This is a genomic window from Staphylococcus sp. FSL W8-1270 (assembly GCF_038007165.1).
Taxonomy (GTDB): domain Bacteria; phylum Bacillota; class Bacilli; order Staphylococcales; family Staphylococcaceae; genus Staphylococcus; species Staphylococcus hominis.
Map to the genome: position 1 here is coordinate 473,978 of NZ_JBBOWQ010000001.1, position 22,137 is coordinate 496,114.

Sequence of the window (22,137 nt, forward strand, 5' to 3'; positions counted from 1 at the left end):
ACGCTTTTTTTATTAGAATAATAGTGAAGCAAGTGGTGGTACGATTACAACAATAATCACACCTACAATTACTACTGCAATACTTCCCATTGATTCTTCTGTTTCTCCTAGTTCTTTAGCAGCGGCAACACCAAGTGTGTGTCCACTTGTACCAAGAGCTAAACCACGTGCAATTGGATTTGAAATTTTAAACATTTTTACAATTTTTCCACCTAATGCTGAAATAACGACAGCGTTAAGGATAACTGCTAATGATGTTAATTCTTTTACACCACCGATACCGTCAGATACTGGTAAGGCAATCGCAGTTGTTGCAGCTTGAGGTAACATAGACGCACTAATTTGATCACCTAAGTGGAATAATGTTGCAACTAAATAGATTAAGATTAAAGCTACTAGTGTACCCACAGCAATACCACCAAAAATTTGTAACCAATACTTTCTAAGTACTTGACGTTTTTTATAAAGTGGAATCGCGAAACTAATTGTTGCAGCTTCTAAGAAGAAGTTGATAATATCTCCACCAATTTTATAGTTATCATAACTAATACCTGTTACTTTTAAAAAGACAATTCCTGCCACCATCGCTACAAATAAAGGTGCCAGTAGGAAAAAGCCATTTGTTTTTTTATAGAAATATTGTGCAATAATATATGGAATTAATGAGACTAAAATACCAAAATAAGGTGTTGTAATACCTAAGTGATCAGCCATTAGTTTTCCTCCTTAAGTCGTGTTTTTTCATTTTGTTCTTCAGTAGGGAATAATGTTTTTGTTACAAATAATTGTGATACATAGCCCACACTGACTAATAATAATAATGTTGAAATAATAATTAATAGAATAATTAAAATTGGATGTTGACTTAAAAGTGGTAACGAATTAATAACTGATACACCGGCTGGTACGAATAAGAAGCCGATATTATTTGTTAGAGCGGTTCCCACACCCTCTACTTGACGTAATTTTACGACTCCTGAACTTAATAAAATAAATAATAATACGAGTCCGATTACCGATGCAGGCATTGGAAACGGAATAAATGATTCAATAATTTTTGAAACAAATAATACAGCAACAATAGTTAATACTTGGATAAAGAAATTGTAAGTTTTACCTGCTTTCTTATTTCCTTGAGTATTAGCGGTAGTTGAATTGTTTTTCGCCATATTGATACTCTCCCTCTTTTTCTTTTCTCTTGATGTTAGTATAAAATGAAACCGATTTCTTGAGTTAGATTTAGAAGTGAGTTACGAAAATTAATAGGTGAGTTGCAGTATTTTCCAGTTGAAAATCAGAAAGTGTTTATAGAACAATAAATGAACTATGATGGCATTAAAAAAGCTCTTAATCTAACACTTGATCATATGAAGTGTTAGGTTAAAAGCTAACTTAGAATATATATTAAGCAAGACCAATTTCTTGTTTAAATGATTTCATAAATGAACGACTAACTTGAAATTTAACATTCGTTGTCATTGTCACTTGATACGTATAATTAAACCAGTGTTCGACACTTTCGATATACTGCTTGTTAATAATCGTAGCTCTATGAATTTTTATAAACAACTGCTTAGGTAATTTCTTCTCATAATAATTGAGCGGTTCTGTCGTTTCATATGTTTTTTTTAAAGTCGTAATAGTCGAAATTCCATTGTTCACAGAAATTGCAACAATATCGTCTAAATTGATGACATAAATACGCTCATCCACTTCGATAGGAAGTACACTTTGATGATTAGTATAAGAAGAAGTATTCGTTTGTGATTGTGGAGAGTGGATAGGGTCTGACAATGTTTGAATCTGTTGTTTAGCGTTTAATAATCGTTTTACTTTTTGAACTGCTTGTTCAATTCGTTCTAATTCAAAAGGTTTTAATATATAATCAACTGCATCTAATTCAAATGCTTTTACTGCAAACGTATCATGTGCCGTAGCAAAAATGATATAAGGGGATGGTTTCATTTTTCGAATTTTATGAGCTAAATCAATCCCATTTTCATCCATTAAATTAATATCTAAAAACACTAAATCATAGGTGTGACAGAGCAGTTTTTCTAAAGTGTCTTCAATATTTTCAGCTTCATCGATTATTTCGAAATCAGATATTTCATTTAATAAGTAATGTAATTCATTACGTGCTAATGGCTCATCGTCAACAATAAGTGTCCTCATTTAACGTTCCTCCTTGATTAAATGATATGGAATCATACAGGATACTGTTGTTCCGTGCTTAGATGTATCAAAGTGTAATTTTGCATTAGAACCATATAAACCAGTGAGACGGCGATTTAAGTTTTCTAGTGCACTACCAGTTCCAGTTTCTGAAGCCACACTGATTTGTCCAAGTGAGGGTAATTTTTCAGGCGCTATACCATGTCCATTATCACTAACTGATAGTTTTAATGAGGCTTCTTTGTATTGAACGTCTACACAAACAATGTTATCTTTTCGTCGATGTTTGAATGCGTGTTTAATTGCATTTTCCACCAAAATTTGAATGATGAATGGTGGAATTAATACTTGTTTATAGGCATCATCAATATGATATTTAATTGTAAATCGATCTGGAAAACGTGCTTGCTCTAATGATAAATATGCTTTGACTTGTTGTAATTCTTTTTCTAAAGTAATCGTGCTATTACGCGCACCTTGTAAGTTTGATCTGAAAAATTGACTCAATTGCAAAAGTAACTTGCGTGCTTTTTCACTGTCAATACGTACAAGTGCTGAAATGGTGTTAATCGCATTAAAGAAAAAGTGTGGATTAACTTGAGCTTGTAGAGACTTAATTTCAGCATCTCGTAATAATTTACTTTGCGTTTCGGCCAGTCCCAATTCTAATTGACTTGAAAAAATATCTGCTAAACCCCGAGCAAGTTGTTTAGTTGATGTCGTAATATGATTATAGTCTGTAAAATAAAATTTTAAAGTACCTGCGACGTTTCCATTCGTCATTAAGGGCACAACGATAGCTTCTCGAAGTGGACAATTCGGATTATTACATCCAATGTCCTCTTTTGAATTGGCTTCTTTTAATTGGCCTGTACGTATGACTTCTTTAGATAAATTAGTAATGATTTCTTTTTTAGCGACATGATGATCACTACCCGCGCCTACGTGTGTTAAAATATCGGTTTTATTAGTAATTGCCACAGCAGATACTTTCATTAGCCTCAGTATAATTTCAGCTACAGGACGAGCAGATTTTTCATTTAATCCTGAACGAAAATAAGGTAGTGTTTTGTTTGCTAATTCAAGGACGTCATGAGTTTGAATTGCACGTGTTTGCTCTTCTTGTTTTAAAGTAGACAGAATAATAGATAAAAATAACGCAGTTCCAATACTATTAATTAATATCATCGGTAAAGCAATAAATTTTACCAATGCCCAAGCATTAGAAACATCATCAGCAAAAATTAAAATACAAGCCATCTGAATACTTTCGTTTATTAATCCAATCATGGCACCTATTAAAACAGTTGGATAGCGATTATGTCTCATGGTGCGATATCCATAAAATCCAGAAATTAATGCAATGATGACTGATGAAAATAGGTAAATATAAGCATTTGCGCCACCAATGAGGATTCGTGATAAGCCCGAGATAATACCAACGATAATCGCTACAAAAGGACCACCAATTAAACCAGACATTCCAATCGTTAATACCCGTGTATTCGCAAGTGACGTTTCATTATTTAGATGATAGTAAATATTACTAGAAATAATTTTGCCATGCTCAATTTCAATTCCAGTAAAGTTAGAAATAATTGCGAATAATGAAAATAAGATGGTGAGTTCTATTTGAGCACGTAATTTTTCACGTGCACTCATAATCGTCTTGAAGTGATTAATATTCATTAAAATGTAAGCAATAATAATAATTAAGCCTACACGTTCAAGTAATAAAATAAATAAATTAAACATTTTTGCACCTATTAAGTATATTAATAAAATTCAAAATTTTTACTACACTTTTTATTATAGTATGGAAAATTTAAAGTTGATAGTTTAAAATGTTCACTTATAAATACTTAGCACTTAATTTATATTAAATGATAATTTATTTTGGAAAATAATATTTAAAAAGAAAAAAAGATTTTTATATCCCATTATAGTAAGCTATGATAAAATTTTAATGTAGTTTAAAATTATATAGTTTTTGGGCAAGGTAGGAGGAATTTTTTTATAATGGAGTCTTCAAAAGAATTTAAGGGAGATAATCGGTTACTCGTTGGAATTATTATTAGTGTATTAACATTTTGGTTGTTTGCGCAATCGTTACTTAATATTGTGCCAACACTACAATCATCATTTAATACCGATTTGGGTACCATTAATATTGCAGTGAGCTTATCTGCCTTATTTTCTGGTTTGTTTATTGTAGGTGCTGGAGATGTTGCTGATAAATTTGGTCGCGTCAAAATGACTTATTTGGGACTAGGCTTAAATATCATTGGTTCATTATTATTGATTATTACACCAGTTCCATGGTTATTACTGATTGGACGTGCTTTGCAAGGTTTATCAGGTGCATTCATTATGCCATCAACTCTTGCGATAATTAATGAATATTACATAGGAAAAGAAAGACAACGTGCATTAAGTTTTTGGTCTATTGGCTCATGGGGCGGAAGTGGAATATGTTCATTGTTCGGTGGATTTATCGCTTCAACAATAGGATGGCAATGGATTTTTATTATTTCTATTGCTTTGTCAATACTTTCATTTTTCTTAATTAAACACACGCCAGAAACAAAAAATGAACCAGATACGGATACAGACAATAGCGGTTCAAAATTTGATTTTATAGGTTTGATTTTATTAGTTATTACATTATTAAGTGTCAATGTGATGGTAACACAAGCTTCTGATCGTGGATTATTATCACCTGTCATTCTATCGTTATTTGGAATATTTTTAATTGCTGGTATATTCTTTGTTCTTCGTGAATTTAAAACTGAGAACCCACTTGTTGATTTTAGTTTATTTAAGAATAAAGGATATAGTGGTGCTACACTTTCAAACTTCATGCTAAATGGAGTAGCAGGTGGTACGCTTATCGTAGTAAATACATATTACCAAAGTCATTTAGGTTTCACTTCATTACAAGCAGGTTTAATCTCTATCACTTATTTAGTAGCAGTGCTTGTAATGATTCGTGTAGGTGAAAAACTATTACAAAAATTAGGTGCTAAAAAGCCATTGCTTATAGGTAGTGGATTTACATTTTTAGGGTTACTACTTTTATCCCTCACCTTCTTACCTAATTTGTTTTATATTATTTCAAGTATTATTGGTTACCTACTATTTGGTATTGGGCTTGGTATGTATGCCACACCATCTACAGATACAGCAGTTGATCAAGCGCCAGATGATAAAGTGGGTGTTGCCTCTGGATTGTATAAAATGGCTTCATCACTAGGAAATGCATTTGGTGTAGCTTTATCAAGTACGATTTATGGTGTTTGTGCAGCGAAAATGAATTTAGAACTTGGTGGTTTAGCGGGCGTACTCTTTAATGCCATCATCGTTTTAACTGCTTTCTTTGTCATTTTCTTCTTAATTCCAAATAAAGCTAAACGTGCTTAATTAAAACTGGATATTAATAAAATTTAAATCTGAGGTGCGAATAGAGTACCTCAGATTTTTTATATTGAATAAAAGAATAAATGTAAACATAATAATGAGTACTTATACAGGGGGATAATGACTTCTACGTCAATTATTGAAAAATAAAAAAAGTTCTAAATTTATCAAATTATTTAGAATATTCTGTTTATATTATTGACGATACTTTATTAAAGTAGTATTTTAAAAATAATATTAAAAGAAGGAGTCGAATATTATGAAAATAGCAATTGCTGGTTCAGGAGCGTTGGGAAGTGGTTTCGGTGCAATGTTATATCGCCAAGGTAATGATGTGACACTCATTGATGGTTGGGAGCCACAAGCAACAGCTGTAAAACATGAAGGTTTACATATTGATATAAATGGAGAAGACTATCATTTAAATATTCCTATGTATCAAGATACAAAAATACCAAGTGATCTTCAATTTGATATTGTATTTTTATTTACAAAAGCTATGCAACTTGAGAGCATGCTAACACATATCCAGCCACATATTCATGATACAACAATTATGGTTTGTACAATGAATGGTCTAAAACATGAAGAACGTATTGTAAATTATGTAGATAAATCACGTATTGTTCGTGGTGTAACTACGTGGACGGCCGGCTTAGAATCACCTGGACATACTCATTTAATGGGTAGTGGTCCAGTAGAGATAGGTTCTCTTGTGCCAGAGGGACAGAATAATGTTGAAGTGATATATAATCTATTAGAACAAGCGAAGCTCAATCCACATAAAAGTGAAGACTTGCAACAATCTATTTGGAAGAAGATTTGTGTAAATGGGACAGCAAATGCGCTATGTACAATTTTAGAATGTCGTTTATCAACATTAAATGAAAGTGAATATGCAAGAAAACTTGTATATGACATTACTAAAGAGATAGTAGAAGTTGCTACTGTTGATGGTGTACATTTAAATGCAGATGAAGTCTATCACTATCTTGTCGATTTAAATGATAAAGTAGGTCCACATTTCCCATCAATGTATCAAGATTTGATTAATAATAATCGACGTACTGAAATTGATTACATTAACGGAGCAGTGGCTCGCTTAGGTTCAGAACATCATATCGATGCGCCAATTAATCAATTTGTAGCGAACATGGTACATGCCAAAGAAGAGCAACGTCAAGCTAAGTAAATAGAATGCAAAAGTGAGTTAAAAGTGATTAACTCACTTTTTAATTTGTAATCATTAAGGGTAAATATAATATATAGTGAGATAAGGAGTTGTGAAATTAATGAAACAATCAACGAAAAGAGTTATCATGACGGGCGTTATTGGCGGATTATTAAGTGGTGCAGTTAAAATGGGATGGGAAGCACTCATCCCTCCTAGAACGCCACAACGTGAAGAAGAACCACCACCAATGACATTACTGCATAAATTGAATTTACCTGACAATGTTAAACATGCTACGTACCGTTATAACGAGAACGATATACCTATAACTGTCATGGGTGTTCATTATGGCTTTTCAATTGCAAATGCTATAGTATATGGATTACTTGCTGAAAAGTGTCCAAAAGTGGCGACATTAAGAGGTACATTCTTCGGTATTTTGATTCATATTGCTTTTCATGAATATATACTGCCTAAATTAAATCTAACACCACAAGTTAAAGATTTACCTAAAGAAGAACGCATTTCAGAATTATTAGGTCATATTGTTTGGATGAATACGATTGATTTAATACGAAATAGTCATCGATAAATAAAAAAGGAAGCGCGTGATAGTCACGCGCTTCCTTTTTGATATAATTGATCTTATCAATGGTTAGAAGTGCTTGAGGATGTTTCTGAAGTAGTTTGACGCTTTGTTTCTATGCGTTGTCTTAATTTTTCTCCCTCAATTTTACCCACTTTCGCATAATGGCTATGAGCAAAATGCATTTGAATAATTAAAAAAGTTGCACTTATAGCCCAATATACACTTAACGCTGATGCTGAATGTAATGATGCATAAGTAATAAATAAAGGGGATAAGACCATCATGACATAATAAGATCGACGTTCATTTTTAGGATAATGAATTGAGTTGACAAGAGGTTGTATAAAATACATCACAGCTGCAATGATGGTCATGATTATGTCAGTATGCATTAAATTAAACCATAAAAAATGAGGATGCTGAGTAATACCACCACTTGTTGGATATTTAATTGACGTATATAGTCCGAGAAGAATTGGAATTTGAATTAAAATTGGAAATGTGCCAATTAAATTTTTAAAAGGATTGATTCCATACTCATTATATTTTTTCATTAATAATTTATTTGCTGCACGTCGTTCTTCAGGCGATTGAGCTTCTTTAATTTTTTCTTGAATTTTATTAATTTCTGGTTTTACGACCTCTGTTTTGCCACGAATAACATGAATATTTTTTACTTGAATACACATGAGTGGCATCAGTATTAAACGCAATATAAATACAATGACGATAATAGCTAAACCATAGTTTTCATTGAATGCATGTCCTAAGACATGAAGTAAAGCATCCATCGGTTTTACAAATACAGTATAAAATAGGCCGTGTTGTTCTTCTTTATGAGAATAGTCACAGCCTGCAAGCATTATTAAGGCCATCAGTAATAAGAACCATTTCTTTTTCATATTTAAACTCCTATACACTGGTCTTTAATAATCTTAGTCTTAGTGATATAAGCTTAACATAATAATGAAGAAAAGAAGAAATACATGTTTTAATAGATTATATTGGTCGTTTGGATTGCGTTATGATGTTTAGGATAAAATAACTCCATAGACTTGTCAGTAATAAGACGAAGCTAAATAATGTTATTTTCGCTTGTAATGGTAACCATGACATCATAAAACACCAATCAGAATTTGATAATAAGAGTGTTGGAAGTAAGTGGAGAATCGCTAAAATAAGTGTAAAAGTTAACAGCATCATACTTATTTTGATGAGTAATCCACGAGACATCGTTTTAAAATGAATAGACTTAAATTTAAAAATTAAACGATAAATTATTAGAAAAACACTTGCTACAGCTATTAGCAAAATGATAGTGATGATGATAAATAGGATATTCCACTGATTAATAAGATATTGTAACGTTTTAATATGTTGACCATTACTCATTTGTGTATTGAGATGCTGTGCAAGTTCGGCTACATTTTTTGAATAGCTATTAGCAAGGACTACAATGCCATAATCTTTTTTTGGATTTAAAATAATATATGAAGAATAGTTTTCAAGTGTGCCAGGATGATATACAATTGTTTCTGAATGATTATCATCAATAAACCAACCTGTTGCATAGTGAACGTCTTGAGAATTATCTATTGCTTTAACTTTAGGTTGATGTGTTAGTTGAACTAATGATGCTACCTTTTTTGGCGGATTAAGTTGAAACTTCAACCAAGAGGCTAAATCTTTCGTGTTAGTCATCATATAGGCAGCTGGATTATCTCCTAAATTAAATTCAGGACTATCAGCATAAGCTTTTCCTTTTTTGATTACATACCCTTGAGCATCATTGTTCTTTTTCATATTACTTTCCTTTACAGTTGATTGTGTCATATGTAATGGAGTGAAAAGATGTGTGTTTAAGTAAGTCGCATATGATTGATGTGAAGCCTTTTGAACAATCAAACCTAAAATATCATAATTCATATTGGAATATTCAAATTGCTTGCCAGGTTTAGCATCTAAGTTACGTCCTTTGATACTATGAACAAGGCCTTCTAGACTGTTTGTGTCTTTTGTGATTTTGTCATCATTTGTGATGTCTCCTGAAATACCACTTGTTTGAGCAATCAATTGATCTACTGTGATATCTACTTTTTTATGATTATATTTCATATAGAAACCTGGAATATAATGACTGACTTTATCATTGAGATTGATTTTATGTGCCTCAACAAGTTGCATTATTGCATAACCCGTAAATGCTTTGGTATTTGAAGCAATTTCAAAACGCGTATTTGGTGTGACTTTGGATTTCTTTTTAATATTTGAAAAACCATAGCCTTTATTAAGAATCGTCTTATTATTTTTTACAATAAGAATGGACATTCCTGGAATATGATCGTCTTTCATTTTATTAACAATCATGTTATCGATATAACTTTGTGACGATGGACTAAACATTGAATAACTAGGTTTTAATTTAATAGCTATGGAAAGAATAATGATTCCTACTAATAAAATCATCCCAATCATGATAAAATTTTTTCTCATTTTCCCTTACTTCCTTACTTAATACTCCTTAAAATTAAACCTCTAAAAATAGTATAGCAAGTTTAAACTTAAACCGCTCTATACAAATATTAAATACTGTTGATACCTCTTTATAACTATTAAAAAAAGATATACTCTAAAAATATAATTGTAAAAAGTTACTTAAAATGTAATTTATACTATATTATTTCCACGTAAATGTATACTTTTTCACTAAATAGGAGTATATTTTATCCATTAAAAATGAATATAAAAAGAGGTAAGGATGGATTATGTTCACTCAATTTAAAAGACTTATTATTGGTAAGCCAAAAAAAAATAGAGACTTAAAAAATGAAAAAATAAGTAACTTTAAGGCTTTAGCAATTTTATCTTCTGACGCATTATCTTCAGTAGCTTATGGTCCAGAACAGATTTTAATTACTTTATCTATGGTTGGCGCTATTGCATCTTGGTATACATTACCTATTGCGGCTGCTGTTTTAGTGCTACTTGCAGCATTGATTCTATCATATCGTCAAATTATATATGCTTATCCTAAAGGCGGAGGAGCGTATATGGTTTCTAAAACAAATTTAGGAGAAAAATGGGGATTGCTTGCAGGTGGCTCTTTATTAGTAGACTATATTTTAACCGTCGCAGTAAGCATTTCATCAGGTGCGGATGCTTTTGTTGCAGCATTTCCAGGGTTATATCACTATAAAGTATTCATTGCATGTTTATTGGTACTATTTATTCTAATAATGAATTTACGTGGTTTAACAGAGTCAGCAACTGTGCTCTCTTATCCAGTTTATTTATTTATAATTGGATTAATAGTCATGATTGTTATTGGAACATGGCAAGTGGCAACCGGACAAGCAGAACCTCATATGCAGGCGACAGTAGGAACCGCAGTGCCAGGTGTCACATTATTTTTATTACTTAAAGCATTTTCTTCAGGTGCATCATCTCTAACAGGTGTAGAAGCCATTTCGAATGCAGTAACAAACTTTAAAGATCCTGGATCTAAAAATGCAGTTAAAACGTTAATTACTATGGGAATGATATTAGCTTTCTTACTTGTAGGTATTGTGGGATTAGCATATTGGTATGGTATTATGCCACAGACTGAAACAACTGTATTATCTCAACTTGCAATGAATATTTTAGGGCATAATGTAGGATATTATTTTGTACAAGTAACGACTGTCATGATTCTTGTCCTAGCAGCTAATACTGGATTCACAGCTTTTCCAATGTTAGCTGCAAGTATGTCAAAAGATAAATATATGCCACGTATGTTTAACGTAAGAGGAGACCGTTTAGGTTATTCAAATTCAATTATTACATTAGGCATTTGTGCAATGTTGCTTATTATCTTTTTCCATGGTAAAACTGAAAATCTTATTCCTTTATATGCAGTAGGTGTGTTTATTCCATTTACACTAGCTCAATATGGAATGGTTTTAAAATGGATTCGTGGTCGTGAAAAAGGATGGTCTACTAAACTTATTGCAAATGCTATAGGGGGTACTATTACTTTTATCGTATTTATGATTTTCTTAATTACGAAATTTAACCAAGTATGGCCAATCTTAATTTTTTTACCGATTGTTGTATATATATTTACGCGTATTAATAGACATTACAAGGATATTGCTGAGCAACTTAGCACAACTAAAATTGTTCAAGATATGCCAGTGGTCGATAAAAATCTAGCGATTGTACCCGTTAATACGATCACTACAGCATTAAATAAATCTATTTATTATGCACATATGATTGCAGATGATGTGATTGCTGTACATGTATCTTTCGGAGATCAAACTGATAATTTATTTATTGAAAAATGGAATAAACAATATCCAGATATTAGACTAGTGACGTTACACTCAGAATATCGCAGTGTCATTCGTCCGATTTCTCGATTTATCGATAAAATTAATAAAAAAGCGAATGATCAAAACTATGTCATCACAGTGGTTGTCACTGAATTTATTCCTAAAAAACCATGGCATAACTTTTTACACAATCAAACGAGTTTGCGATTAAAAATGCATTTATTCTATCAAAAAAATGTTATTTTAGCGACGGTTCCTTATAAATTACAAAAGTAGAAGAAAATAAAAAGAACTCGAGAGATACAGGTCTCTTGAGTTCTTTCTATATATTAATGATTTAATTCCTTGGCAAGTACAATTTCATTATAGTTAATATTTTCACGTAATTGTGCGGCAATTTCATTTGTAACTTTATTTCTAGAAATCAATTCATCTAAAATTTGACGTTGAGTATACAATGCATCTAATTTGGCATCATATTGTTGTTGAGTATTTAATTCATACATGAATTTATTTTCCTCACTTTGACGTTTTCGATTATGATGTTGTCTTAACTTACGTGATAATGCATAATATTGGTTGATAATTAAACTGACTTCGAGAACATTTGTGCTATTTTGTTCTTCTTGAAGTCTTAAAGTCACCTGACGATTAACAATACGTATGATGTGTTGTACTTTTTTAAAGTTATGTCTTAATTCTTTTCTGTCAGTATAGCGTTGTTGTTCAAATGATGATTGATTCACACTTTTACGTGAATCTTTTCGCGCTTTAAATCTAAGTATGATTAACTTACTAAAACGATTCAATTTCTCAATAAAAGACATTTCTCTAAATGATTGTGTCAATTCCATTACTTTGCGATAATCACTTAAATCTTTTTTAGTAATACGCTCCTGTTTAATTAACTGTTGAAGCGTCTCAGTTTCAACATCTTCTGCAATGTCTCTTAATCGATGTAATTCTTTCGTATTTTTATCATCACTTTCCATGTCGATTAAAAATGATAATTCATTAAGATATTGATTCAGAATAAGTCGATAATCAATATCTTTGTGTGTATCTGCTTTTTCTTTTAATGTGCGAATAACATGTTGAATCATGAAAATTTTAGCTGATTGATAACTCATACCTTTGAAGTGTGATTGTTGTTCGGATGGCGTAATGAATGGAAGGATCATTTGTGCAAAAATTAAACTGATAAGTACCATCATTGAAGCAATAAAGAGTAAATCATTTCTATGATCAAAGTTTTGATTGCCGTTAATAATGAATGGTAACGTTAACGCCATTGACAATGAAATCGTTCCATGAATACCACACAAGGTCATAATAAATGCATAACGTCTCCGTTTTGGTGGTTGTGTTTCTTCTTCTTCATCGAGATATGCTTCAACGTTTTTTGGATAGTAAAAATCTTTAAACCAAACATAGACCCAAATAAATCTAAAGATATAGATGGCAAATGCTATGAGGAATGCCACCACAATTAGAAAAACTAAATTTTGTGGTTCATTACGTACAATTTCTAAAATAACTTCTGGCACAATATATCCTAAAACGACGAAGACAAAGCCATTTAATGCATAACTTAATGTATTCCAAATTTGATTGTAGTTCATTTGTAATTCAGTTTGGGCACGAATGAGACGATCTCGTTCTAAACCATGAATTAACCCAGCTACCACAACTGCAATAATCCCAGAAGCATGGACTTCTTCTGCAATAAAATAAATGACAAAAGGAGTAAGCAATTGGATGAAAGTCAATGTATTACTATCTTTTAAACCTTTATTAGACGTGAGGTAAACACGTAAACTGACGACTAAAGCACCAATTATTGCACCTACTAAAATACCAAGAAATGTTGAGAGTAAAAACTGACCAATTGCATTCATAGCTGAAAAACTACCTGTTACCAGAGCAGTGACTGCAATTTTAAAAGAAATAATACCTGCAGCATCATTTAATAGAGACTCTCCTTCTAAAATTGCCATAGACCCCTTGGGTAATACTTTACCTTTAGTAATGGCTGATACAGCAACTGCATCTGTCGGACATAAAATAGCTGCAATAGCAAAAGCAGCTGGCATCGGTAAATTAGGCCAAATCCAATGAATGAAAAAGCCAACTCCAATCACAGTTGTAAATACTAATCCCATGGCCATAAGCACGACAGGTTTTCGGTATTCTAAAAGCTTTTCTCTAGAAACATGTGTCCCTTCCACAAATAAGAGTGGGGCAATGACAGCCATCATAAAAACTTCTGGTTCAAATTTAAAATGTAGTGGAATGGGGAAGATGAATAGCGCTACACCTAAGGCAATTTGAATGAAAGCTGTTGGAATGTTGGGGAAGCGATGATAAATAATAGAACTAATGATAACGGCAAGTATAAATAATAAAAAAGCTTCTAACAATTCCATATGTATTGTGACTCCTTTCTTTTTTAAATACTTAATATTTTATCATGATTAAAAAATAATAAGAAATTTTAGTATATGTCATTCTTAAGACATAGAAAAGCGAAACTGAATTCAGTTCCGCTTAATAAAATATCTAATGATTGATTGATTCTCGAGGTTGCTGACGTGTTTTTTCAGCTAAATATTCAGCATTTTTCTTATACTTTTTATAGAACAAGAATAAGAATATAAACCAAACTGGTGAAATAAATATGGCTACTCTCGTATCAGCACTAAAGAACAATAACACAAATACAAACAAGAAAAATGCAAGAATAACATAAGCCAGTGCTTTACCGCCTAGAAGTTTAAATTTATTGTGTTTATGTTCTTCAGGATTTTTTCGTACATATATAATGTAAGAAATAATAATCATTGCCCAAACAACTATAAATAATACAGTTGAAAGTGTAGTGACATAAATAATTGAATTGCATCTGGAAAGATAAAATTTAATAATGCGGCTAAAAGTAATGTCCCAGAAGATACAAGCATTGATAAGTAAGGCACACTATGATGATTTGTCTTACTTAACATTTTGGGTCCTAGTCCTTGTTTAGATAATCCAAATAAAATACGACTATTTGAATAAATACCACTGTTCGTTGCAGAAGCGGCTGCTGTTAATACGACAAAGTTAACAAGTCCTGCTGCAAAAGGTAAGCCAATCATACTAAATAACATTACAAATGGACTTGCATCAGGGTTAATCTTATTCCAAGGAATCACTGACATGATCACAAGTAAGCCTCCCACATAGAATAATAAAATTCTAACAGGTACATTATTAATTGCTTTTGGAATCACTGTGCGAGGATCCTTAGTTTCTCCAGCTGTAACACCTATTAGTTCAATACCGATAAATGAGTAGACAGCAATTTGGAATGACATTAAAAATCCAGCTGGTCCATTTGGAAAAATACCACCATGATTTACAAGATTACTAAAAGACGCATGTCCATATGACGTTTTAAATGAAAAGAAAATCATAACTAAGCCAACGATAATCATAGCAATAATAGTAATAATTTTTATAATAGAGAACCAAAATTCTAACTCTCCAAATAATTTTGCACCAAGCATATTAAATGAAATAAGTAAGAGTACGATAAATAATACAGTTAGCCAGTGAGGAACGTTTGGAAACCAAAAACTAAAATATTGTCCCATTGCCGTTAAATCAGACATACTTGAAACAATCCAAGATAACCAATATGTCCAACCAATGACAAAACCACCGAATGGTCCCAAATATTCGTTGGCAATATCTACAAATGAATTGAAACGTGTATTACTAAGTAATAATTCTCCAAGTGCTCTCATGAAAGCAAATAACACTATACCAATAATTAGATAGGTGATTAGTAGGGATGGCCCTGTTAACGAAATCGTTTGTCCAGAACCTAAAAATAATCCTGTGCCAATAGCACCACCAATTGCAATTAATTGAATGTGTCTATTACTTAATTCTCTTTCTAACTGTCTTGCCATAGACTTCCCCCTCAGAAAGCCATACGATAATTACGTAAGCGCTTTCTTTAAATTTTAAAAACTTGTTTAACAAATTGGAAAAGAGTGAAGATCAATTTGTAATTAATTAGAATATTCAGATTTTTAAAAGTTTACTTTTTTAAATTTTGTTAAATATGTAACTTTGTTAAAAGTTAATTTTATTATACTCTTAATTTTCAAAAAAACAAATGTGTGTATACAACTATGAAAAACAGAATAATTTATATTTATAATAATCTATGGCATAATAGATAAAATTTAAAAATGTATTAGAGGAGTAGAGGAATGAGAATCGGAGCGATTTCTGATCTACATATAGACAGACATCCTAAACTAAAATCAAATGTATATCTAGAAACATTGATTAAAGTAGTTCAACATAGAGAGATTGACTTACTATTAATTGCAGGAGATATTTCGAATTATTTTAGAGATAGCTATCAATTTATTAAAGATTTAAAAACTACTTTACATATTCCCGTATTATTTGTTCCAGGAAATCATGATTATTGGAAAGTAGAGGATGAAACGACATCTCAAGATATTTATGATTTTTATAGAACAAAGCCAGAGTGTTTGTTGGATCATCCATATGTAATTAATGATAATTGGGCTATTGTAGGCCATACTGCTTGGTATGATTACAGTTACGCTGATAAAAAGTTTGAAGAAACTCGATTAAAAAAAGGGAAATATTATGGGGCCACTTGGCAAGATAAAGTGAAAATCGATTGGGATGAAGATGATACGATTTTATCCAAAAAGGCGGCTAAGCATGTTAAACAAGCATTGGAGCAACTTCAAGATAAACAAATTATTTTAATGACACATATTGTGACACATTCTAAATTTGTAGTACCTACCCCTCATCGTATTTTTGATTTTTTCAATGCATTTATAGGTACATCAGATTTCGACCGATTATATCAACAGTTTCCGATTAAATACAGTATTATGGGGCATGTTCATTTTCGTAAATCTTTAGTAGAAAATAATATAACCTTTTTATGTCCTTGTTTAGGTTATAAAAGAGAATGGCGAACAGCAGATATATATTCAGAAATGAATCATGCATTAATAGACTTTGTAATAGAATAAAAAAGAGCAAGAAACGACGTTCAGAAGGCAGTCGCTTTTTGCTCTTTTAATTTATGGTTTTACATAGATACATTTTTTACCAGGGGCGTTAAAGCTACGCTCCATGAATTCTTTTTTAATTTTTATAATCTGGAAGCGATTAGGTACTAATGCAGGCACAATTATTTTTCTTAAAAAGTGACTCCATAAAGGATCAATATAATAGTAATGTGTGTCGTCATATCCAATAAGTAATGTAACGTGAATGTTAGACACAAGCTGACGCGTGTGGTTATCAAATTTAAACGTTTTACGTGAAGGTTTTTGACCTAAGCTTGTATGATACATAAGAATCGGTTGTCCTTGATCAATCACAGTTTCTAATTCTTCTAAATTCGTACCAGTGCCATCTACGATACGTGAATCAAATGTTTGTAAATATGGAACATAAGCAGAAGGGAAAATCGTTTGGTGATGACCAAACTTAACAAGTAAATGATGACCAACATAGCCTTTATAGGGATTATTTGGATGCGTAGGCCAATGTTTCATAATATCAGTAGCTTTAATATTATGATGATTATATTGTAATAACATAGCTGCAGAAACGCCTTCACAACCCATAATCATAGGGATTGGAAAAAGTTGACTTTTAGGCGTAACTGATAATAATTTTTTATTCATTAACGTTCTCCTTTATGTCAGTAAAACATTGTTTTAAAGTAAATTTATTATATACCTTGATTAGAGTAGCGTATAATCATTTGAATTCTTTGTATTAACAAAATGTGGGTCAACATATTTAAGACAATAAGAAGAATGTTGATATAGTAATTGATGTTAAAAATTCAAACCCAAAAGTGATTAAAGATATCATGCTTAAAATGTATCTTATTCATATACTAATTTTTAATATGCAACAGAAAGATTGAACAGTTAATATAAAATAAAATTGGGAGTTATGCATTTAAAAATGAATATATGCAAACTCCCAAGTATTATTTTATTTTGCGGCATGAACAATATCATTCATGTTATGTTTATTGCGTCAAAAATCTTTATTGCACATTATACCAATAGATAACATTAAAGGACCTGCTTTCTTTTGATTCTGTAGATATGGGTTTAGTCCTTAAGATGTCATAGCTTCTTATTTAATCTGATTGTGTTAAAAAAGTAAGTCAATCTTATTTTTCTAGGATGCATGTTATCATTAATACAAATTAAAATTTATTAAATAATACGTGATTTTCAAGATGTACATGTTCATGTGTTTCACGTTCTAAATGTTCAAGGCGTGTGTAGACTAAACGCCAAGTATTACATGCTTCACTAGGTGGCTGATACTGATTTGTTAAATCGCTCATTTCTTCTAATAGATGTCCAGTTTGAGTATGATCTTCAACTAAACTTTCAATAACCTGATGCGCATTCTTAACTTGTTCACCACGTGCAATTTTAATGAGTAATGGAAAATCATGATTATCTTCTTTATCCATATGTTCAAGCATACCATCACGATACTGGCGATATAACTCTTGTAATTGAAGTAAATATGGATGGTTTGGTCCATGAACTTTTGCAATTTTAGTGACATAAGGTGAAAGGTTTTTAAATTCTTCACGCATTGTTTCATGGTAACGTGATTGAATATATTGAATTAAGGAAGGGACATCTAAATATTTAACGTTGATATTTCCTGTTGAATGTACAGGTAAATGATTAATTTCTTCTATAATTGTATCGACATTTACTTTTTTATTTTTTACTGCATTTTTAATTGAGATATTTCCACCACAACAAAAATCTATTCCGTATTTTCTGAAAACATCCGAACTTAATGGAAAATCAGTAACGACATTAGCAACAATTGAATCTTTAGTGACCATAAATAAATCCTCCTTATTTAACTATAGTTTATTATAGTAAATAATAATCATTTTCAATTAGAGAAGAATAAGTTGTCATGTATTTGTTGAAAAGTCATTACAAATTTGTGAATGTTAAAAAATACTTGAGATATAATAATTGTCTCAAATATTTTTTAACATATTAGCAGTCGATGTTTATATTAAAAATGGATGCTAGATTACGTTTATTAATATAAGAATATATTAGATACGTTGATATTTTTTAAAATATAAAAATTGAAGTAAAACTATGAGAATTGCTGTGATAACAATTACTGTGAGATAAGGCATTACATTATACTGTCCTTTAAGACCAACTAAAGGAGACACTAGACCACCAAGGATAAATTGGAATAAACCTAGTAAACTAGAAGCATTTCCACTTCCACCAGTACGTTCTTCCATAGCCATTGAAAATCCTAAGGGGCCGATTGAAGTGACAGGACAAACATTTAAAAAGAAAGCGACTAATAAGAGCCACAATGGACCTTGTAATATCAAAGTAAATACAACGAGAAGTACACCAATAAGTTGAATGAAAGTCAAATAAATTAAGATTTTAAAACGATGTATACGTTCAACAAGCAAAGCAACGATTTGACTCACAACAATTAAACCAATGCCATTGATTGCAATCATTACGCTAAATTGTTGAGGCGTCATATGGTATATTTTCTGAGTGATAAACGGAGAAGCAGATGAAAAACTAAATAACATAACATAAGTTAATCCTTGTAAAAACATTGGAATAATAAATCTTGGTCGTTTAAGCAAACGTCCAAAGTCAGAAAATATATGTTTGAAATTGGCAGTAACATGCTCAGAATGATGTGTGGTCGGCATATTGAAAGTAACGCCACATAACATGATTATGCTAATAGCTGTTAAAATAACAAAGATAATTCTCCATGAGCCAAGAGAAAGCGATAAACCTCCAAGTAATGGCATTAAAATAGTTACTATACCATTTACAACCATAAGAGAAGCAAGAAATTTAGCTAGAGTATTTCCTTGGTAATAATCTCCTGCGAAAGCTTTAGCGATAACAATAATACCTCCGGCAGTTAATCCTTGTACCAAACGTATCAATAAAAATAGTGGAAATGTTGTAATAAATATTGCACCACATGAAGCTAAAACGAATACACTAAGAATTATTAGTGCAATTTTTTTTCGACCGAATACATCTGATAAAGGTCCGAATATAAACTGTCCAAGTGCTAGGCCAATCATTGCAAAGGATAGGGTAAGTTGTATGCTTGACGTTGATGTATTAAATTGTTGCTGAACTGCTGGTAAAGCGGGTAAATACATATCTATAATCATTGGACCAAATGCTGTCATTGTTCCTAGAACAATGAGTAATAGCATCGGCAATTTAGTATGTGTTGAGTTATGCATAATTGTACTCCTTGAAAAGATTTGCAATGTACATTATATAGGTTTTTGAGAAAATATGTAATTTCAAATATAAAAAGCTCTAAAAAGATTGATTTAATCAATCTTTTTAGAGCTGAAATTTGTCACAATACATAAGAATATTAATTATTATTACCAAGAATACTGTTTAGTTTTTTCTTGATATCATCTACTTTATTATTGACATCATCTAATAGCGCATTCACTTTGTTTTCATTTGCGTTGTTTTGTTGTGCATTATTTGCTTCTTTTAACTTATTAACTTGGTCTTGATAAAATTGAGTTAATTTAGAGTCTTCTTTAGTAATCTCATTATTTTTTAATTTATCAATTTGAGATTGTATTTGTCTAAGACGTGATTCAGTGTCTATTTTATCTTTAATATCATTTTTTGCATCTTCAACTTGTTTCTTGATATTATCGCTTTGATTTTGAACTTCTTGTTGATAATTTTTAGATACATCATTTGTTGCATTATACGTATGTTGTTTATTGTCCGATTCCTTTTTATGATCAATATAAGATTTAGTCGCAAAAATGCCAATAATTAAAAGAAGAATTGCAATAATAGCGATTAACCAACGTTTTGATTTTTTATTTTTTTCATTCTCTTCTTCTAGTAATTGTTCACGTCTAAAGTCACGATCGTTATAGTAACGGTTAGCATTTTCATCATAATCGCCCTGATTTTGATGATGATACTCTTGACGAGGTTCATTTCTTCTGTAATTTTCTTCACTTTGACGTCTCTGTTGACGTTGTTGATACTCGCGACTTTTTTGATTACGTTGTTGATATTGATCATCGTATTGATATGAATCTTTGTATTTTTCAGTACGTTTCATAGATTTCACCTCTTTTTAATCATTTAACTTAATTAATCGAGCAATATTTTCAGCAGTTTGTGTTAAGAATCGTTCTCCATTTTCTAATAAATAGGGGAGTTCTGATGGCGTTTCTATAATGCTAAACACAGTATCAATTCCATGTTGATATACGGCTTGATAATTTTTTCCTAAACTACCGCATATACCAATAACAGGTAAGTCGAATTGTTTGGCTGCTTTTGCCACTCCGATAGGTGTTTTACCATAAATCGTTTGTACATCTATTTTTCCTTCTCCTGTAATAACTAAATCGGCATCTTTAATGCTTTGAAGAAATTGCGTTTCTTTTAAGACAATATCAATGCCATTAGATAATGACGCATTGAAGAAAGTGAGAATACCAGCTCCTAATCCACCGGCAGCTCCAGCACCAGGTATATCTTTAACACTGATATGATATGCTTTCTCTATCATATCATGATAATTTGCGAGTGCGGAATCCAACTTTGGTATCATCTTTTCAGTTGCTCCCTTTTGTGGTCCGTAAATATATGTTGCACCATTAGAACCTAATAAAGGATTTGTAACATCACATGCCACTTCAAAGGTAACGTCGTTTAATCTATAATCTAATTTTGACGCATCTATATGAGTTAAATGAGCAAGAGCGCCACCACCAAGTTCAATTTCTTCATTATCAGAGTTTAGAAATTTTACGCCAAGAGCGGTCAGCATACCACTACCACCATCATTTGTTGCACTCCCCCCTATGCCTAATATAATTTTAGTCACATTATGGTTTAGAGCATCTTTAATTAATTCGCCAACGCCAAATGTTGTAGTAATTAAAGGATTACGTTCATCTGTACGAATTAAATCTAATCCTGAAGCTGCTGCCATTTCAATAATAGCCACATGATTATCTCTCGAACGAGCATAAGATGCAGTCACTTCTCTAAAAAGTGGATCATGTACTTTAATGCTATGAATTGTCGCATCTAATGCTTCTATTAAAGCTTCGGTTGTACCTTCGCCACCATCTGCCATAGGGATAACCTCTGTTTTAAGCGCATCACCGAATATATTTTTAAAACCCTGTTCTATAGCTAATCCAGCTTGTTTAGCAGACATACTCTCTTTAAATGAATCTGGCGCAATAACCATTTTGTTTATGTTCAACGAGATCACTTCCGATTAAAATTATAAATAAAAAACTAAATTAAAATGATTTAATGTTTAAAATATAAAAAAAGTAT

Annotated in this window: 17 protein-coding genes and 1 pseudogene; 5 read left to right on the forward strand and 13 right to left on the reverse strand. The window is 31.5% G+C overall.

Annotation, left to right across the window (positions count from 1 at the left end; all coding sequences use genetic code 11):
• Positions 1-12: 12 nt before the first annotated feature.
• From lrgB to NSU06_RS02200, 4 genes are all read right to left on the reverse strand, one after another.
• A complete protein-coding gene (gene lrgB / locus NSU06_RS02185; protein ID WP_002448343.1) occupies positions 13-714 on the reverse strand; it encodes an antiholin-like protein LrgB in 702 nt (233 codons plus the stop codon).
• Positions 714-1,169, reverse strand: a complete 456-nt coding sequence (lrgA, locus tag NSU06_RS02190; RefSeq protein WP_017174993.1) for an antiholin-like murein hydrolase modulator LrgA — start codon at positions 1,167-1,169, stop codon at positions 714-716. Before lrgA ends, lrgB begins: the two co-directional genes overlap by 1 nt.
• A gap of 235 nt (positions 1,170-1,404) precedes the next feature.
• The gene (locus NSU06_RS02195; RefSeq protein ID WP_340779244.1) at positions 1,405-2,175 is read right to left on the reverse strand and encodes a response regulator transcription factor LytR; all 771 of its coding nucleotides are present in this window, start codon (positions 2,173-2,175) and stop codon (positions 1,405-1,407) included.
• On the reverse strand, positions 2,176-3,930 hold the full coding sequence (locus tag NSU06_RS02200; protein ID WP_048762185.1) for a sensor histidine kinase: 1,755 nt from the start codon (positions 3,928-3,930) through the stop codon (positions 2,176-2,178).
• 264 nt (positions 3,931-4,194) lie between these two features.
• Here NSU06_RS02200 and NSU06_RS02205 point away from each other — a divergent pair, with 264 nt between their 5' ends.
• The 3 genes from NSU06_RS02205 (at position 4,195) to NSU06_RS02215 (ending at position 7,358) form a co-directional block, all read left to right on the forward strand.
• Complete coding sequence (locus NSU06_RS02205) at positions 4,195-5,595, forward strand: MFS transporter (protein WP_017174990.1); 1,401 nt, start codon at positions 4,195-4,197, stop codon at positions 5,593-5,595.
• A 256-nt stretch (positions 5,596-5,851) separates the two neighbouring features.
• Entirely contained in the window at positions 5,852-6,784 is a 933-nt protein-coding gene (locus NSU06_RS02210; RefSeq protein ID WP_048678842.1) for a 2-dehydropantoate 2-reductase, read from the forward strand.
• Between the two features lie 100 nt (positions 6,785-6,884).
• On the forward strand, positions 6,885-7,358 hold the full coding sequence (locus tag NSU06_RS02215; protein ID WP_311045671.1) for a DUF1440 domain-containing protein: 474 nt from the start codon (positions 6,885-6,887) through the stop codon (positions 7,356-7,358).
• A 56-nt stretch (positions 7,359-7,414) separates the two neighbouring features.
• On the opposite strand, the gene yidC is transcribed toward NSU06_RS02215, so the two are convergent.
• Both yidC and NSU06_RS02225 read right to left on the reverse strand, forming a co-directional pair.
• Positions 7,415-8,257, reverse strand: coding sequence for a membrane protein insertase YidC (gene yidC / locus NSU06_RS02220; protein WP_070468503.1), 843 nt, complete (start codon positions 8,255-8,257; stop codon positions 7,415-7,417).
• A 97-nt stretch (positions 8,258-8,354) separates the two neighbouring features.
• Positions 8,355-9,848, reverse strand: a complete 1,494-nt coding sequence (locus NSU06_RS02225) for a serine hydrolase domain-containing protein (RefSeq protein ID WP_145433523.1) — start codon at positions 9,846-9,848, stop codon at positions 8,355-8,357.
• A 272-nt stretch (positions 9,849-10,120) separates the two neighbouring features.
• Here NSU06_RS02225 and NSU06_RS02230 point away from each other — a divergent pair, with 272 nt between their 5' ends.
• Positions 10,121-11,947: an APC family permease gene (locus NSU06_RS02230; RefSeq protein ID WP_017174985.1), complete on the forward strand. Its 1,827-nt coding sequence runs from the start codon at positions 10,121-10,123 to the stop codon at positions 11,945-11,947.
• Between the two features lie 53 nt (positions 11,948-12,000).
• Here the strand turns inward: NSU06_RS02230 and NSU06_RS02235 are convergent, their stop codons facing one another.
• On the reverse strand, positions 12,001-14,097 hold the full coding sequence (locus tag NSU06_RS02235) for a cation:proton antiporter (protein ID WP_311045674.1): 2,097 nt from the start codon (positions 14,095-14,097) through the stop codon (positions 12,001-12,003).
• A 133-nt stretch (positions 14,098-14,230) separates the two neighbouring features.
• A pseudogene (locus NSU06_RS02240) lies at positions 14,231-15,627 on the reverse strand (amino acid permease).
• A 306-nt stretch (positions 15,628-15,933) separates the two neighbouring features.
• On the opposite strand from NSU06_RS02240, the gene NSU06_RS02245 reads away from it, so the two are divergent.
• The gene (locus NSU06_RS02245) at positions 15,934-16,746 is read left to right on the forward strand and encodes a metallophosphoesterase (protein ID WP_070647452.1); all 813 of its coding nucleotides are present in this window, start codon (positions 15,934-15,936) and stop codon (positions 16,744-16,746) included.
• Between the two features lie 51 nt (positions 16,747-16,797).
• Here NSU06_RS02245 and NSU06_RS02250 read toward each other — a convergent pair whose 3' ends face one another.
• The 5 genes from NSU06_RS02250 to NSU06_RS02270 all read right to left on the reverse strand — a co-directional run bounded on the left by NSU06_RS02250 (position 16,798) and on the right by NSU06_RS02270 (position 22,060).
• Positions 16,798-17,409, reverse strand: a complete 612-nt coding sequence (locus NSU06_RS02250) for a C39 family peptidase (protein ID WP_017174981.1) — start codon at positions 17,407-17,409, stop codon at positions 16,798-16,800.
• A gap of 539 nt (positions 17,410-17,948) precedes the next feature.
• The gene (gene scdA / locus NSU06_RS02255; protein WP_019834815.1) at positions 17,949-18,614 is read right to left on the reverse strand and encodes an iron-sulfur cluster repair di-iron protein ScdA; all 666 of its coding nucleotides are present in this window, start codon (positions 18,612-18,614) and stop codon (positions 17,949-17,951) included.
• Positions 18,615-18,839: 225 nt separating this feature from the next.
• Complete coding sequence (locus tag NSU06_RS02260) at positions 18,840-20,036, reverse strand: multidrug effflux MFS transporter (RefSeq protein ID WP_002488760.1); 1,197 nt, start codon at positions 20,034-20,036, stop codon at positions 18,840-18,842.
• A gap of 140 nt (positions 20,037-20,176) precedes the next feature.
• Positions 20,177-20,899: a hypothetical protein gene (locus NSU06_RS02265; RefSeq protein WP_002488783.1), complete on the reverse strand. Its 723-nt coding sequence runs from the start codon at positions 20,897-20,899 to the stop codon at positions 20,177-20,179.
• Positions 20,900-20,914: 15 nt separating this feature from the next.
• On the reverse strand, positions 20,915-22,060 hold the full coding sequence (locus NSU06_RS02270) for a glycerate kinase (RefSeq protein ID WP_019834816.1): 1,146 nt from the start codon (positions 22,058-22,060) through the stop codon (positions 20,915-20,917).
• Between the last annotated feature and the right edge of the window lie 77 nt (positions 22,061-22,137).

Bases quoted from the DNA above. Each gene is read 5' to 3' on its own strand.
- NSU06_RS02215 (WP_311045671.1), top strand. From the start codon at position 6,885: ATGAAACAATCAACGAAAAGAGTTATCATGACGGGCGTTATTGGCGGA.
- NSU06_RS02245 (WP_070647452.1), top strand. From the start codon at position 15,934: ATGAGAATCGGAGCGATTTCTGATCTACATATAGACAGACATCCTAAA.
- scdA (WP_019834815.1), bottom strand. From the start codon at position 18,614: ATGGTCACTAAAGATTCAATTGTTGCTAATGTCGTTACTGATTTTCCA.
- NSU06_RS02210 (WP_048678842.1), top strand. From the start codon at position 5,852: ATGAAAATAGCAATTGCTGGTTCAGGAGCGTTGGGAAGTGGTTTCGGT.
- NSU06_RS02195 (WP_340779244.1), bottom strand. From the start codon at position 2,175: ATGAGGACACTTATTGTTGACGATGAGCCATTAGCACGTAATGAATTA.
- NSU06_RS02200 (WP_048762185.1), bottom strand. From the start codon at position 3,930: ATGTTTAATTTATTTATTTTATTACTTGAACGTGTAGGCTTAATTATT.
- NSU06_RS02260 (WP_002488760.1), bottom strand. From the start codon at position 20,036: ATGCATAACTCAACACATACTAAATTGCCGATGCTATTACTCATTGTT.
- NSU06_RS02250 (WP_017174981.1), bottom strand. From the start codon at position 17,409: ATGAATAAAAAATTATTATCAGTTACGCCTAAAAGTCAACTTTTTCCA.
- NSU06_RS02265 (WP_002488783.1), bottom strand. From the start codon at position 20,899: ATGAAACGTACTGAAAAATACAAAGATTCATATCAATACGATGATCAA.
- NSU06_RS02235 (WP_311045674.1), bottom strand. From the start codon at position 14,097: ATGGAATTGTTAGAAGCTTTTTTATTATTTATACTTGCCGTTATCATT.
- lrgA (WP_017174993.1), bottom strand. From the start codon at position 1,169: ATGGCGAAAAACAATTCAACTACCGCTAATACTCAAGGAAATAAGAAA.
- lrgB (WP_002448343.1), bottom strand. From the start codon at position 714: ATGGCTGATCACTTAGGTATTACAACACCTTATTTTGGTATTTTAGTC.
- NSU06_RS02225 (WP_145433523.1), bottom strand. From the start codon at position 9,848: ATGAGAAAAAATTTTATCATGATTGGGATGATTTTATTAGTAGGAATC.
- yidC (WP_070468503.1), bottom strand. From the start codon at position 8,257: ATGAAAAAGAAATGGTTCTTATTACTGATGGCCTTAATAATGCTTGCA.
- NSU06_RS02205 (WP_017174990.1), top strand. From the start codon at position 4,195: ATGGAGTCTTCAAAAGAATTTAAGGGAGATAATCGGTTACTCGTTGGA.
- NSU06_RS02230 (WP_017174985.1), top strand. From the start codon at position 10,121: ATGTTCACTCAATTTAAAAGACTTATTATTGGTAAGCCAAAAAAAAAT.